Consider the following 12,938-nt stretch of genomic DNA (forward strand, 5'->3'; position numbering starts at 1 on the left):
TTGGTTTGAACGGTTTCAGACCGCAGATACCCAGCACTCACCGAGGGAGGTACGCATGAGTGCACAGATACTGGACGGGAAGGCGACCGCCGCGTCGATCAAGGCGGAGCTGAAGGAGCGCGTCACGGCGCTCCGTGAGCGTGGTGTGGTGCCCGGGCTCGGCACGCTCCTGGTCGGCGACGACCCCGGCTCGCAGTGGTACGTGGCGGGCAAGCACCGCGACTGCGCCGAGGTCGGCATCGCGTCGATCCGCGAGGATCTCCCGGCCGACGCCACGCAGGAGGACATCGAGGCCGCGGTGCGCCGGCTGAACGAGGACCCGGCGTGCACCGGGTACATCGTCCAGCTGCCGCTGCCGAAGGGCATCGACACCAACCGGGTGCTCGAGCTCGTCGACCCCGACAAGGATGCCGACGGCCTGCACCCCACCAACCTGGGGCGGCTGGTGCTGCGGGTCAACGAGGAGATCACCTCCTCGCTCCCGTGCACCCCGCGCGGCATCATCGAGCTCGTCGAGCGGCACGGCATCAAGCTCGCGGGCAAGGAGATAGTGGTGCTGGGCCGCGGTGTCACGGTGGGCCGTCCGATCGGCCTGCTGCTCACGCGGCGCGCCGTGAACGCCACGGTCACGCTGACGCACACCGGCACGCAGGACCTCGCAGGTCTGGTCAAGCGGGCCGACGTCGTCGTGGCCGCCGCGGGCGTGAAGGGCATCGTCTCAGGCGACATGGTCAAGCCGGGCGCCGTGCTGATCGACGTCGGCGTCTCGCGCGAGACCGACCCGGAGACGGGTAAGTCGCGCGTCGTGGGCGACGTGTCGCCCGAGGCCGCGGAGATCGCGGGGTGGGTGTCGCCCAACCCCGGCGGTGTCGGTCCGATGACGCGGGCGATGCTGCTGGCGAACGTGGTGGAGTCGGCGGAGCGGGCGCTCGAGGTCTGAGCCCGTGCGCCGACGCTGACGTTGGTCGAGGGAGCTCGGGCTCCCTCGACCAACGTTTCACACTGCGGATACGATGGAGGTGCTCTAGCCTTCTTGGGTGCTCCTGGCCTTCATCGACGAGTCATCCAACCGGCTCCACTATCGGACTCTTGGCCTGATCGTTCACCAGGACAAGGTCCGGCTCCTGCTCGAGGGCCTGAATGCCGTGATGGATCAAGCCGCAGCGACCTATGAGGAAATTGGGCCCGATGACGAGCTCCACGGCCACGACCTGTTCCAGGGCACCGAGACCTGGGCACCGCTTCGCCGTCTGACACGCGCACGCATCTCGATCTATCGACAGGCGCTCGAAGTAGTTGCTGAACACTGCGAGGCGTTCTTCGTGGAAGGGCTCGATCGTGGGAGCTTTCAACGCAAGTACGCGGATGAGCATGACGAGCATGTGACCACGCTCCTCCACCTGCTCGAGAAGCTGGATCGCTACGCCGATCGACGCGGTCAGGACCTGATCGTTGTCGCCGACGAGCACCACACTGCCCGTGCCGCGCAAGAGGCGCTCCGTAGGACTAGGAACGGAACAGTCTGGGGGTATCGGGGCCGGCCCCGTAGGGTCGTCGACACCATCTACTTCGTCTCGTCGGAGATGAGTCGGCCCGTCCAGGCCGCGGACATGGTCGCGTTCTTGCACCAGCGTGTTTCGGACGTGGTCGAGGTCGACAAGCGGGCGGCTCGGGCAAACGAGCTGCTGTGGTCGGTCATCGCACCGAGCATGCGCAAGGAACGGATCTGGAAGCCGTAGAAGCACAGCAGCCCCCGCCGGTGGCGGGGGCTGAGGCAAGACGCTCAGGATTTCTCCCTATCGCGTACCTCAATGCTAAGCGAGCTCGGCGTGATTCGTCCATCGATTGGCTCGGGGACGGCGTGAACCAATGGCCTTGTACGCATCGGTACGGTCGAGTCATGGACATTGAGCGGCTCGCCGTCGACGAAGCCATCGTCACGATCGCCGACGCGGCGACCCTCTCCGAACTGGCCGTCGCGTTCCGGACGTGGCCGAAGCCGGTGGCGGTGTTCGAGCAGTACACCCGGCGCAGCCGATCGGATGAGATCGTCGTGCTCGCCGCCCGAACCGGTGGAACGGCGGTCGGCTACTGCCTGGTCGAGTGGGATTCCAGCTACTCGCCGTTCGTCGCAGCGGGAATCCCTGAGATCGTGGACCTCAATGTCCTGCGCGACCGCCAGGGGCGCGGCGCCGGGAGGGCTCTCCTGAACCGAGCAGAGCAGCTCGCGGCGAGCCGGTCGGATCGGGTGGGGCTCCGCGTGGGCCTCTACGCTGACTACGGTCGCGCCCAACGCCTCTACGCACGGCGCGGATATGTGCCCGACGGGGCCGGGGTGACCGTCGACGGCGTCCCCGTTTCGCCGGGCTCGACCATCGTGCTCGACGACGAGCCGGTGCTCGCGCTGACACGAGCGTTGCGGAACACCTGATTCGTTCGACGCGCGATCGGCCCGGCGCGTGACCAGCCCGGCGACGAGCCGGACCACCGTTCGGACGGCCGGGCACGCGACGGCTGAATTCCGCCAGATCCGCACGCGCGCCGGCGGCAGGCTTGGTGGCATGCACAGGACGATCGACCTCAAGGTCATGTACTTCGGCACGCCGGTCGTGCTCATCTCGACGCGGAACCCTGACGGATCCGCGAATCTCGCGCCCATGTCGTCCGCATGGTGGCTCAACGGCCACTGCGCGCTGGGCCTGGGCGACTCCGCCCAGACAGCCGCGAATCTCCACCGCGAACGAGAGTGCGTACTGAATCTCGTCCCGTCCGACATGGTCGAGGTCGTGGACCGGCTGGCGCTCACCACAGGGATGCCTGAGCTGTCGCCGCGCAAGGCGGCGATGGGGTACGAGTTCGTCCGGGACAAGTTCGGCCTGGCCGGTCTCACGGAGCAGGCGTCCGACCTGGTGGAGGCGCCGCGTGCGGCGGAGTGCCCGGTGCAGCTCGAATGCGCTCTGGTCCAGGAGACCCCGCTCGGCTCGCCGGGATCCGGGGCGTCGGTCTTCCAGGTCCGCGTGCTGCGCAGCCACGTCGCCGAGGAGCTGGTGATCCCGGGGACGCAGCACGTCGACCCCGTGGGCTGGGACCCGCTGGTCATGAAGTTCTGCGAGTTCTTCGGCGGCGGCTCGGCGGTCAAGCCGTCTCGCCTGGCGGAGGCGTGGGAGATGCCGCACGGCGGGGTGCTCGCGCACTGACGGCGCCCGTCGGTCACCGCGGTGCTCCGGCCGATGAGTTTCCGGCGGGCAGGGAGTCGGACGAGGTGAAGGGGCCGATGGTGCCCACCCACCAACCCAGGAGCAGACATGGTGACCGTGCGACCACACCTCTGGTTCGGCAACGACAAGGCCGCCGAGGCGGCCGCCTTCTACGCCGAGCACATCCCGGACTCGTCCGTCGGGAAGGTGCTCAAGGCACCCGAGGGCGTCCCGGGTGCTCAGTCGGGCGCGGACTTCGTCGTGGAGTTCACGGTGGCGGGCATGCCGGTCATCGGACTGAATGCCGGACCCGAGCTCAACCTCGACGAGGCATTCTCGTTCTACCTGCTGGTGGAGGGCCAGGACGAGGTTGACCACTACTGGGACATCCTTACCGCCGACGGCGGTGCGCCGGGCCCCTGCGGCTGGTGCAAGGACAAGTTCGGCGTCTCGTGGCAGGTCATCCCGAAGGAGCTCGAGGAGCTCTGCGGCACCTATTCGACGTCGGCCGAGATCGCCGCGATGAACGCGATGCTCAAGATGGGCAAGATCGACGTCGCAGCGCTGAAGGCTGCCCACGACGGGGCGTAGGTCGTCGGCGCGGCCCAGAGCGAGATCCCGAGGGCGACGATCGTGTCCATGGCGGGTGCTCGTTCTCCATGTTCGTTCGGCGCCGGCGCCGGTCCCGGCGCGCACCGTGTGGGGCGGGTCGGGACCGGCGATACGGGTCAGCGCGCGGTGGACCGTGCGGCCTCGAGGATCACGTCCGTCACGGAGTCCGCCCGGGAGACCGTCACGGCGTGCGAGGCGTCCACCTCGACGAGCGTTGCGGCTGCGCGCTCCGCCATGAAGCGCGAGAGCTCCGCGGGGATGGCGAGGTCCTTCGTCGCCGAGAGAACCCACGACGGGATCGACTTCCAGGCAGCGGTGCTGGCCGCCGCCTCGAAGGCGGCGAGCCCGAGCGGACGCTGCGTGGCCGCCATCTGCTCCGCCGTGGCCGTGTCGACGTCGCCCGCGAACAGCTCGTGGAACTGTGCCGGGTCGATGTAGAGCTCCGTGGCGGTCCTGCCCTCGGGCGTGGTGTAGGGGAACGGCTGCGCCGCGCCGCCGAGCCTGGCCCCGGGGAACTTCTCGACGAGGTCGACCAGGCTCTCGCCGGGCTCCGCGAGGAAGCTCGCGACGTAGACCAGAGCGGTCACGTCGGGGTTGCCCTCGGCCGCGTGGCTCATCACGTGGCCGCCGTAGGAGTGGCCGGCGATGACGACGGGTCCGTCGATCGTCTTCAGCACGTCACGCAGGTACTGCGCGTCCTGCTCCAGCTCGCGGAGGGGGTTGGCGACCGCGATCACGCGGTGGCCAGCCGCGCGCAGCGCCGGGATCGAGCCGTTCCAGCTCGACGAGTCGGCGTAGGCGCCGTGGACCAGGACGATGGTCTGCTTCGTGGCGGTGGTGTTCATGATGCCCTCTCTCGGATCGGTCCTGCTTCGAAGACCTGGTGTCTTCATCCCCCCGCGTAACGCATCTGACATGCAATATATTGCATGTCGGCTCGGAAGACCAGGGCATGCCGACGGTGGTCGTCAGCGACGCCGTGATCCGTCCCTGTCAGAGGCGGCCGTTAGGCTCTTCCGGTGCCTCTGATCGTCGCCACCGCCAATGTCAACGGGATCCGCGCCGCCGTCCGCCGCGGTATGGACACCTGGATCACCACCCGCACGCCCGATGTGCTCCTGCTGCAGGAGGTGCGCGCGCCCGACAAGCTCGTCCGCGAGCTGCTCGACGGCTGGCACGTGGCACACGCCGAGAGCGAGGTGAAGGGGCGCGCCGGGGTGCTCGTCGCGTCCCGGCTGCCGCTCGGCGAGGTGCGGACGGGCCTGGCGGCCTACGGGGCCGACGGCGAGATCGAGGCCGGCGCCGACACCGGCCGTTGGATCGAGGCCGACGTCGCGCTGCCCGGCGGCGGTACGTTCACCGCGGTCTCGGCCTACCTGCACTCGGGGTCGACCAATCCGGGCCAGGAGCACACGATGGTGGCCAAGTACGCCTACCTGGAGAAGGTCACGGCGCGCCTGGCGGAGCTCTCGACGGCGTCGGCGCCGGCCGTGGTGGCGGGCGACCTGAACATCGCCCACCGATGCGCCGACATCAAGAACTGGAAGGGCAACCTGAAGAGCGCCGGCTTCCTGCCGGAGGAGCGGGCCTATGTGACTCGCTGGCTCGACGAGCACGGGTGGGCCGACCTCGGGCGGGTGCACGCCGGCGACGGGCCCGGCCCGTACACCTGGTGGTCCTGGCGCGGCAAGGCGTACGACAACGACTCCGGGTGGCGCCTCGACTACCAGCTCGCCAACCAGGCGCTGGCGGCCGCGTGCCGCAAGATCGAGGTCGACCGTGCGCCCACCTACGCCGAGCGCTGGAGCGACCACGCGCCGGTCGTGGCCACCTACGAGCTCTGACCGGCACCGCCTGTCGATGGACGGTCCCGCCGGGGACGGGCTGCGGCACGACGCGCCAGGCAAGCCTGTCCTATCTCTCTAGAGACGAAACCTGGCCAGCGCCCTGCGCTGCCCGGTAGGGTCCGGCAACCGACGGACCGCGTCATGACGAAGCGGTCCGCACCATCGAAGGGACAACGCTGTGGGAATCATCGGCTGGATCCTGATCGGCTTGATCATGGGCGCGATCGCACGCGCCATCCTGCCCGGCAAGGCCAGGGGCGGCTGGCTCATCACACTGGTCATCGGGGTGCTCGGGGCTCTCCTGGGCGGATGGCTCGGCGGAGAACTCTTCGGCGTCCGGACCAACGAGTCCTTCTTCTCCCTGACCACGTGGTTGTGGGCTCTCATCGGATCACTGCTCGTGCTGGCGATCTGGGGCGCGGTCACGGGCAGAAAGCGCTGAGCCGCTCTGACCCGCCGGTCCACCTTGTCCGCAGCTGGTCGAGCTTGTCGGAGACCTGGGTCTCGACAAGCTCGACCAGCGAGGGGGCCGACCCACGGCAAGGTCAGTACGGGATCGTCAGTACCGGATCGTCAGTACCGGATCGCGTCGATCACCTTGACACGCACCGCGTAGATCGCCGGGATCAGGCCGGCCAAGGCCCCGATACCGACGGCGCAGGCCATGCCCACCAGGGCGGCGTCGAACGGAAAGCCCGGCAGGTCGTCGATCGGACGGCCGAAGATGCGGTCGATCGGGATGTTCTTGATGACCGCCACGGCGATCACCACACCGACCACGCCGGCCACGGTCGTCGCGACCACCGACTCCATGAGGACGCCGAAGAAGACCCGCCCGCTCGTGGCCCCGAAGGACCGGCGGATACCGATCTCGCGGATGCGGTAGCGCACGGTGACCAGCGCGATGTTGAGCAGCCCGAGCCCGCCCAGCAGCAGCGCGAACCCGCCCACGCCGAGCACGAGGTACTGCAGCACGCGGTCGATCACGAAGGCCTCGGCGGGCGGCTTCTGGACGTCGAAGGGCACGCCGGTCGCGGCCAGGTCCCGCGGCAGCACCTCGGCGAACTGGTCCGCGAGCTCCGGCGGGACCCAGAACTGATAGCCCTCGGCGCTGACGCTGTCGGGGAACCACCGGACGGCCTGGTCGAACAGCATGATCGCGCGCGGTCCCTCACCGTTCCACATCACCGGCACCTCGCCGATCACGGTGGCGGCGACCGGCGTCTCGCCGTCGATCACCACCGAGGGGTGCGTCGACGCGGCGGCGCCCTCGGTGTACGCGTCCAGGAAGGCCTGGTTGACGACCAGCACGGGGGCCAGCCGTTCACTGTCGGCCTCGGTGAACCACCGCCCGTCCTCCACGCCCTGGCGGGTGATGGCCCCGTGGTCGGCGTCGACCGCCGACCACTCGACGTACTCGCCGACGTCCCGGCCACGGATGTTCAGGCTGAGGTACGCGCGCACGGAGTGGTAGGAGATCTGGTGCCGGGCGGCGACGCTGTCGACTGCCGCGTCCACCTCGACCGCCGACATCTCGCTGCTGCTGCCCGCGGACCAGGCCTCGAGGGTGGTGTCCCGGCCGCTCATGCGCTCGGTCTCCTCCTGCATGGCCTGGCCGAACATCGTCACGGCCGCCGTGATGCCGGTGATCGCGGTGACGGCGCACGCGACGCCGATCAGCGCGAGCAGCACCCGCACCCGGTGGATCCGCAGCTCGTCCCACGCCTCGATGATCGCCCCGACGATGCCGGTCATGCGGTCAGCCCTGCGGCCTGGCCGACGGCGGCGCTCTGGGCGACCGTCGCGTTCTCGGCCACGGCGACGGGGGCGTCGAGGTGGATCGGGACCAGGACGCCGTCGGTCAGCCGGAACTGGCGGTCGGCGCGCGCTGCGATCGCCAGGTCGTGCGTGATGGTCACGAGGGCGGAGCCGGTCTCGTTCGCGGCATCGTCCAGGAGGGTCATGATGGCCTGGCCGGTCTCGACGTCGAGGGCCCCGGTGGGCTCGTCGGCGAGGATGACGCGCGGCCCGCGCACGAGCGCGCGGGCGATGGCCACCCGCTGCTGCTCACCGCCGGAGAGCTTTTCCGGCCGGGTGTCGAGCCGTTCGCCCAGGCCGACGCGGGCGAGCGACTGCTGCGCGAGCCGGGTCCGGTTCCAGAACTGCCTGCCGCGCGCGTACAGCAGGGGCGCCGCGACGTTCTCCAGCGCTGTGCGACCCTGCAACAGGTTGAACTGCTGGAACACGAAACCGAAGTCGTCGCCCCGGCGCCGCGCCAGGGCGCGGCTGCGCAGGCGGCCGACCGGCTCGCCCTCCAGGAGGTATTCGCCGGACGTGGGGGAGTCGAGCAGGCCGAGGATGTTCAGCAGGGTGGACTTGCCGGTGCCGGAGCGCCCGACGATGGCCACGTGCTCGCCCGGTCCGACCGTCAGGTCCACTCCTCGGAGGATCTCGAGGGTGCTGCCGTTCGGCAGCTCGACGTGTCGCGTGACGGCCCGCAGGTCGACGAGGGGGACGACGGTCATCCGAAGCACTCCTCCTCGAACATCTGCATCGCGGCCATGTCGCCTTCCATCGACGCCTGGTCGTACGCGGACGTGTCCTCGCAGTCAACGCCGCCCTCGGTGCCGTCGACGAGGGGTGTGAACTCGAGGATCTGCTCGCCGGCCTTGAGGCCCTTGGTGATCTCGACCTGCAGACCGTCGGTCAGGCCCAGTGCGACGTCGCGCTCCTCGGGCTCCGCGCCCTCCTTGGCGACCGTCCAGACCTTGCCCGTCTGGGAGGTGCCGAGCACCGCGCTGATGGGGACCACCACGACGCCCTTCGCGTTGCCGTTGGTGATCTCGATCTCGCCGCCGAGACCGGGGAACGCCTTGATCTTGGACGGGATGGCGCAGCGGACGGCGCCGGTGGCGTCCGCGGGCGCTTCCGCCATCGGCTCCTCACCACCCGTGGCGCCCGCGCCGCTGGGCGCCTCGCCGATGGTGAGCCCGGTGCAGGTGAACGGTGCCGGCCCGCCCTTGAGTGTCACCTTGGCCTTGCCCGTAGCGCCGACGAGCCGGTACTGCTGGTCCGCGGTGAGCGTGCCGGAGACGGAGAGGGTGCCGGGGGAGACGGTGCCGATGGTCTCGCCCACGGTGACCGCCTGGTCCTTGAGCACCGTGATGTCGACGGTGCCGGTGACCGGCGCGAGGGCCGAGGTCCAGATGACCTTCGGCTCCTGCTCGGTGACGGTCTCCTCGCCGGTCTTCTCGTCGACCTCGACGACGGGCTCGACGATCTCCTCGGTCTTGATCCACAGGACGCGGGTGTCCTTGCCGACCTTCGCCTCGTCGACCTCGATCTCGGCGATGACGCCGTCGGCGGTGGCCTTGATCTCGACGGGCGGGTCGGACACCACGGATGCCGGGACGGTCACCGCGTTGGTGACGGATCCCTTCTCGACGGGGATCACCGACTCGGTGATCTCACCGGTGGGCTGGAGCGCGTCCGGCGGGTCGAGCTCCGCCCCCTTGAGGGCCAGCACGACGAGCGCTGCGGCGATCACCGCCCAGATGATGATCCGAGCGGTGGGGAAGACGTACTGGCGGACGGCACCCATGGGGCTCCTCGCGGCGGTGCGTGACGGACATCGATCTGCGAACTGGCAGCCCGGCGGACATTAGCGCAGGTCCGTGGCGGGACGGGATGAAAGTACGGGGTGAATCCAAGTCTTTGCACGCAGCGGATGGCCGCTGTGCGCGCTGCTGCGCGTCACACACTACTCTGTTATCCGCAATAGTCCGCGAGCGATCTTTCGCGGCGAGTCGCCCCGCTGGTCGAGCGTGCCGAAGGGTCTCGACAGGCTCGACCAGCGGGGGGCGCCTCGATCAGCGGGGGCGGTCAGGCCGCCGGGGCGGAGGGCGGCGCCAGCAGGAACGCCGGGGCCGTGAGGCCGGCGTCGGCGAAGGCGGCGGCGACCGCCCGGGCGACCGTGTCGACGTCGGACTGACGGACCAGCGCGATGGCGCTGCCGCCGAACCCGCCGCCGGTCATGCGGGCGCCGAGCGCGCCCGCCGCCGTCGCCGTCTCGACGACGAGGTCGAGCTCACGGCAGGAGACCTCGTAGTCGTCACGCAGCGAGGCGTGCGAGGCCAGCATGAACGGGCCGACGTCGGCCGCGCGGCCCTCCCGCACGAGGTCGGCGAACCGCGCGGTGCGGTCGATCTCCGAGACCACGTGCCGCACCCGACGGCGCAGCACGCCGTCGGCGTCGTGCGGCTCGAGCTCGGCCAGCGCGCGGTCGATGCCCATGCCGCCGAGGGTCGGGGCGATGTCGCGGAGCGACTCCAGCCCGAGCAGCTTCGCGGCCTGCTCGCACGCCGCGCGCCGTGCGCCGTACTCGCCGTCCACGTGCGAGTGCTCGGCCTTGGTGTCGACCACGAGGAGCGTCAGACCTGCCGTGGCCAGGTCGAACGGCACCGGCACACCGGACTCCAGCGGCTTGAGCCCCGGCCGGAAGTCGAGCAGCAGAGCGTAGCCCTCGCGGCAGCGGAGCGATGCCGACTGGTCGAGCCCGCCGGTCGGCGCGCCGGCGATCTCGTTCTCCGCGAGCCGGCTGGCGTCGACCAGCTTGGCGCGCCCGGCGTCGGACTCCGCGAGCCCGAGGCCCGCTACCGAGTCGAGCGCCACCGCCACAGCGGCCTCCAGCGCTGCCGACGAGCTCAGCCCGGCCCCGAACGGTACGCACGAGTCGACGGCGGCGTCGAAGCCGCTGATCTTGTGCCCCGCCTCGGTCAGGGCCCAGGCGACACCTGCGACATAGGCGCCCCAGCCGCGCACCGCGCCGGGCGCGACGTCGGACAGGCGGGTCTCCCACATACCCTCCGCCTGCGCGGACACCAGGCGGACCTGGTCGTCCTCCCGTGGTCGCAGCGCGATGTAGGTGCGGTGCGGCAGCGCCGTGGGCAGGCAGAGCCCGGCGTTGTAGTCGGTGTGCTCGCCGATGAGGTTGACCCGGCCGGGGGCGGACCAGACGCCCTCCGGGGGGCCGTCGAACGAACGGGTGAAGAGCTCGTCGACCCGGCGCGCGCCTTCCTCGGCGGGCCAGGCCTCGAGCCACTGCGGTTCAGTCATGAGAAACATTGTCCCTCGCCGTCAGCGAGTAGTGGTGCGCAGCACCCGCACCGCACCCGCCGGGACGTCCGCGTCGCCCGAGAAGGCGTCGCCGGTGAGCAGGTCGGTCGCGGGGGAGGACAGGGGCAGCTTCGCGTCGCCGTCCGTGTGGTTGATCGCCACCGTGTACGTGGCACCCTCCCCGGTGCGGCGCACCACCTCCAGCCCCTCCACGGTGCCCGACGGCGCCAGGCCGGCGCTCGCGTACACGTCGGCCATGACCGTGGCCAGCGCCTCGACGTCCAGGTTCGTCGACACGTACCAGCCGGTGCCCGCACCGTGCCGGTGGCGGGTGATCGCCGCTCCGCCGGGCTTGGGGCCGTCGGCGTAGGAGCCGACGGGCTCGGCGCCGTCGAGCACGAGGTCATCGGCCCAGACCGTGCCGGTGAGCGTCGTGACATCGGTGCTCGCTGCACCGGCTCCCGCCGCCCCGGCCCGGTAGGTGACGGTCAGCGCGTCGCCGTCGCGCAGCGGCAGGAACTCCTCGACCCACACACCGAGCGCGGCGCGGAGCGGGGCCATGAAACCGCCCGGGTGCACCGCGTCGTGCTCGTCGACGATGCCGCTGAAGTAGCTGACGAGCAGGGTGCCGCCGGCCTCGACATAGGCGGTGAGGTTCGCGGCCGCCTCGGCCGTGAGCAGGTACGACGCCGGCGCGACGACCAGCTTGTAGCCGGACAGGTCCTGGCTCGGCCGGACGAGGTCCACGGTGTGGCCGTCCCGCCAGAGGCGGTCGTAGTAGGTGTCGATGCGCTCGCGGTGGCTCGTGCCCTCGCTGGGCCGGTGCTCGAGGTCCTGCGCCCAGAACGACTCGTAGTCCCACAGCAGGGCCACGTCCGCCTGCACGCGGGAGCCCTGGAGCTCCGTCAGGCGGCCCAGACCGACCCCCAGCGCGGTCACCTCCTGCCACACGCGCGAACCGGTGCCCGCGTGCGGCAGCATCGCCGAGTGGAACTTCTCCGCACCGGAGCGCGAGGCACGCCACTGGAAGAACATGATCGCGTCCGCGCCGCGGCCCAGGTGCGCGAACGAGTTGCGGGCCATCTCCCCGGGGCGCTTGGCGACGTTGCGGGGCTGCCAGTTCACCGCCGACGTCGAGTGCTCCAGCAGGAGCCACGGCTTGCCACCGGCCACCGATCGGGTGAGGTCGGCGGCCAGGGCGAGGCCCACGTAGCCGCGCGGGTCGGCGGCCTGCAGGTAGTGGTCGTTCGAGACCAGGTCGACCTCCTTGCCCCACGCGAACAGGTCGGTCGCCGGGCAGCTGGCCGCCATGAAGTTGGTGGTGACGGGCGCGTCGGAGTGCTCGCGGACGGCGTCCCGCTCGGCGATGAAGCAGGCGCGCAGGGCGGCGTCGGAGAACCGCGCGAAGTCGAGCTGCTGCGCCGGGTTGGCCGATGTCGCCGTGGCCGCCGGGACCTGGATGTGCTCCCAGTCCTCGTAGTGCTGGCCCCAGAAGGCGGTGCCCCAGGCGGCGTTCAGGCTGTCGAGCGAGTCGTACCGCTCGCGCAGCCACTCGCGGAACGCCCGCTGGGCGTGCATCGAGTAGTCGAGCGCGACCGGTGCGCCGTACTCGTTGTGCACGTGCCAGCCCACCACGGCCGGGTGCCTGCCGTACCGCTGGGCGAGCTCGGTCGTGATGCGCAGCGCCGCCGACCGGTACGCCGGAGCGGTCGGCGCCATGAGCCCCCGCCCGCCGGGGCCCATCGGCGTGCCGTTCCGGTCGACCACCCGGGCGTCCGGGTGGGCCGCGTACAGCCAGGCCGGCGGGGCCGCCGTCGGCGTCGCGAGGAGGATCCGCACCCCGCCCTCGTGGAGCAGCCCGATCACCCGGTCCAGCCAGCCGAAGTCGAACTCGCCCTCACGCGGCTCCAGCAGCGCCCAGCTGAAGATGCCGAGGCTGACGAGGTTCACCCCCGCCTCGTTCATCAGCCGGACGTCCTCCGCCCAGACCTCCTCGGGCCACTGCTCCGGGTTGTAGTCGCCGCCGTAGCCGATCTGCTCGACGCCGGTCAGCCACCCGTCGTAGTGCGGTCCGGGGACGAAGCGGGGGGTCTCAGGCATGGAAGGTCCTTTCACGGGGTGTTTCTGGTTCGAACGTAGGCCACAGGCTGATCAGCGAGGGAGCATG

At 70.6% G+C, this 12,938-nt stretch carries 13 protein-coding genes; 7 read left to right on the forward strand and 6 right to left on the reverse strand.

Annotated elements, in window-relative coordinates; genetic code table 11:
- Positions 1-55 precede the first annotated feature (55 nt).
- The 5 genes from LUU90_RS16980 (at position 56) to LUU90_RS17000 (ending at position 3,788) form a co-directional block, all read left to right on the forward strand.
- A complete protein-coding gene (locus tag LUU90_RS16980) occupies positions 56-940 on the forward strand; it encodes a bifunctional methylenetetrahydrofolate dehydrogenase/methenyltetrahydrofolate cyclohydrolase (RefSeq protein WP_275004788.1) in 885 nt (294 codons plus the stop codon).
- Between the two features lie 97 nt (positions 941-1,037).
- On the forward strand, positions 1,038-1,739 hold the full coding sequence (locus tag LUU90_RS16985; protein WP_275004789.1) for a DUF3800 domain-containing protein: 702 nt from the start codon (positions 1,038-1,040) through the stop codon (positions 1,737-1,739).
- 161 nt (positions 1,740-1,900) lie between these two features.
- The gene (locus LUU90_RS16990; RefSeq protein ID WP_275004790.1) at positions 1,901-2,431 is read left to right on the forward strand and encodes a GNAT family N-acetyltransferase; all 531 of its coding nucleotides are present in this window, start codon (positions 1,901-1,903) and stop codon (positions 2,429-2,431) included.
- Between the two features lie 130 nt (positions 2,432-2,561).
- The gene (locus tag LUU90_RS16995) at positions 2,562-3,197 is read left to right on the forward strand and encodes a flavin reductase family protein (RefSeq protein WP_275004791.1); all 636 of its coding nucleotides are present in this window, start codon (positions 2,562-2,564) and stop codon (positions 3,195-3,197) included.
- Between the two features lie 108 nt (positions 3,198-3,305).
- Positions 3,306-3,788 (forward strand): VOC family protein, encoded by a 483-nt coding sequence (locus LUU90_RS17000; RefSeq protein ID WP_275004792.1) that lies wholly within the window; start codon positions 3,306-3,308, stop codon positions 3,786-3,788.
- Between the two features lie 137 nt (positions 3,789-3,925).
- On the opposite strand, the gene LUU90_RS17005 is transcribed toward LUU90_RS17000, so the two are convergent.
- Complete coding sequence (locus LUU90_RS17005; protein ID WP_275004793.1) at positions 3,926-4,654, reverse strand: alpha/beta fold hydrolase; 729 nt, start codon at positions 4,652-4,654, stop codon at positions 3,926-3,928.
- 174 nt (positions 4,655-4,828) lie between these two features.
- Between LUU90_RS17005 and LUU90_RS17010 the strand changes: the two genes are divergently transcribed.
- Entirely contained in the window at positions 4,829-5,653 is an 825-nt protein-coding gene (locus LUU90_RS17010) for an exodeoxyribonuclease III (protein WP_275004795.1), read from the forward strand.
- Between the two features lie 181 nt (positions 5,654-5,834).
- A complete protein-coding gene (locus LUU90_RS17015) occupies positions 5,835-6,098 on the forward strand; it encodes a GlsB/YeaQ/YmgE family stress response membrane protein (protein ID WP_275004797.1) in 264 nt (87 codons plus the stop codon).
- Positions 6,099-6,229: 131 nt separating this feature from the next.
- On the opposite strand, the gene LUU90_RS17020 is transcribed toward LUU90_RS17015, so the two are convergent.
- The 5 genes from LUU90_RS17020 to LUU90_RS17040 all read right to left on the reverse strand — a co-directional run bounded on the left by LUU90_RS17020 (position 6,230) and on the right by LUU90_RS17040 (position 12,871).
- Positions 6,230-7,411 carry an ABC transporter permease gene (locus tag LUU90_RS17020; protein WP_275004798.1) on the reverse strand — a complete coding sequence of 394 codons (1,182 nt, stop codon included), beginning with the start codon at positions 7,409-7,411 and terminating at the stop codon, positions 6,230-6,232.
- On the reverse strand, positions 7,408-8,181 hold the full coding sequence (locus tag LUU90_RS17025) for an ABC transporter ATP-binding protein (protein WP_275004800.1): 774 nt from the start codon (positions 8,179-8,181) through the stop codon (positions 7,408-7,410). The genes LUU90_RS17020 and LUU90_RS17025 overlap by 4 nt, the downstream gene beginning before the upstream one ends.
- Positions 8,178-9,257 (reverse strand): secretion protein HlyD, encoded by a 1,080-nt coding sequence (locus LUU90_RS17030; protein WP_275004802.1) that lies wholly within the window; start codon positions 9,255-9,257, stop codon positions 8,178-8,180. The genes LUU90_RS17025 and LUU90_RS17030 overlap by 4 nt, the downstream gene beginning before the upstream one ends.
- A 281-nt stretch (positions 9,258-9,538) precedes the next feature.
- Entirely contained in the window at positions 9,539-10,771 is a 1,233-nt protein-coding gene (gene galK, locus LUU90_RS17035) for a galactokinase (protein ID WP_275004803.1), read from the reverse strand.
- Positions 10,772-10,792: 21 nt separating this feature from the next.
- Positions 10,793-12,871 carry a beta-galactosidase gene (locus LUU90_RS17040; RefSeq protein WP_275004804.1) on the reverse strand — a complete coding sequence of 693 codons (2,079 nt, stop codon included), beginning with the start codon at positions 12,869-12,871 and terminating at the stop codon, positions 10,793-10,795.
- Positions 12,872-12,938: the final 67 nt, after the last annotated feature.

The organism is Promicromonospora iranensis (genome assembly GCF_028994775.1).
GTDB lineage: Bacteria > Actinomycetota > Actinomycetes > Actinomycetales > Cellulomonadaceae > Promicromonospora > Promicromonospora iranensis_A.

What these genes read in the sequence shown, in the direction of transcription:
- LUU90_RS16980 (WP_275004788.1), top strand. Translation starts at nt 56, where the DNA reads ATGAGTGCACAGATACTGGACGGGAAGGCGACCGCCGCGTCGATCAAG.
- LUU90_RS16990 (WP_275004790.1), top strand. Translation starts at nt 1,901, where the DNA reads ATGGACATTGAGCGGCTCGCCGTCGACGAAGCCATCGTCACGATCGCC.
- LUU90_RS16995 (WP_275004791.1), top strand. Translation starts at nt 2,562, where the DNA reads ATGCACAGGACGATCGACCTCAAGGTCATGTACTTCGGCACGCCGGTC.
- LUU90_RS17000 (WP_275004792.1), top strand. Translation starts at nt 3,306, where the DNA reads ATGGTGACCGTGCGACCACACCTCTGGTTCGGCAACGACAAGGCCGCC.
- LUU90_RS17005 (WP_275004793.1), bottom strand. Translation starts at nt 4,654, where the DNA reads ATGAACACCACCGCCACGAAGCAGACCATCGTCCTGGTCCACGGCGCC.
- LUU90_RS17020 (WP_275004798.1), bottom strand. Translation starts at nt 7,411, where the DNA reads ATGACCGGCATCGTCGGGGCGATCATCGAGGCGTGGGACGAGCTGCGG.
- LUU90_RS17025 (WP_275004800.1), bottom strand. Translation starts at nt 8,181, where the DNA reads ATGACCGTCGTCCCCCTCGTCGACCTGCGGGCCGTCACGCGACACGTC.
- LUU90_RS17030 (WP_275004802.1), bottom strand. Translation starts at nt 9,257, where the DNA reads ATGGGTGCCGTCCGCCAGTACGTCTTCCCCACCGCTCGGATCATCATC.
- galK (WP_275004803.1), bottom strand. Translation starts at nt 10,771, where the DNA reads ATGACTGAACCGCAGTGGCTCGAGGCCTGGCCCGCCGAGGAAGGCGCG.
- LUU90_RS17040 (WP_275004804.1), bottom strand. Translation starts at nt 12,871, where the DNA reads ATGCCTGAGACCCCCCGCTTCGTCCCCGGACCGCACTACGACGGGTGG.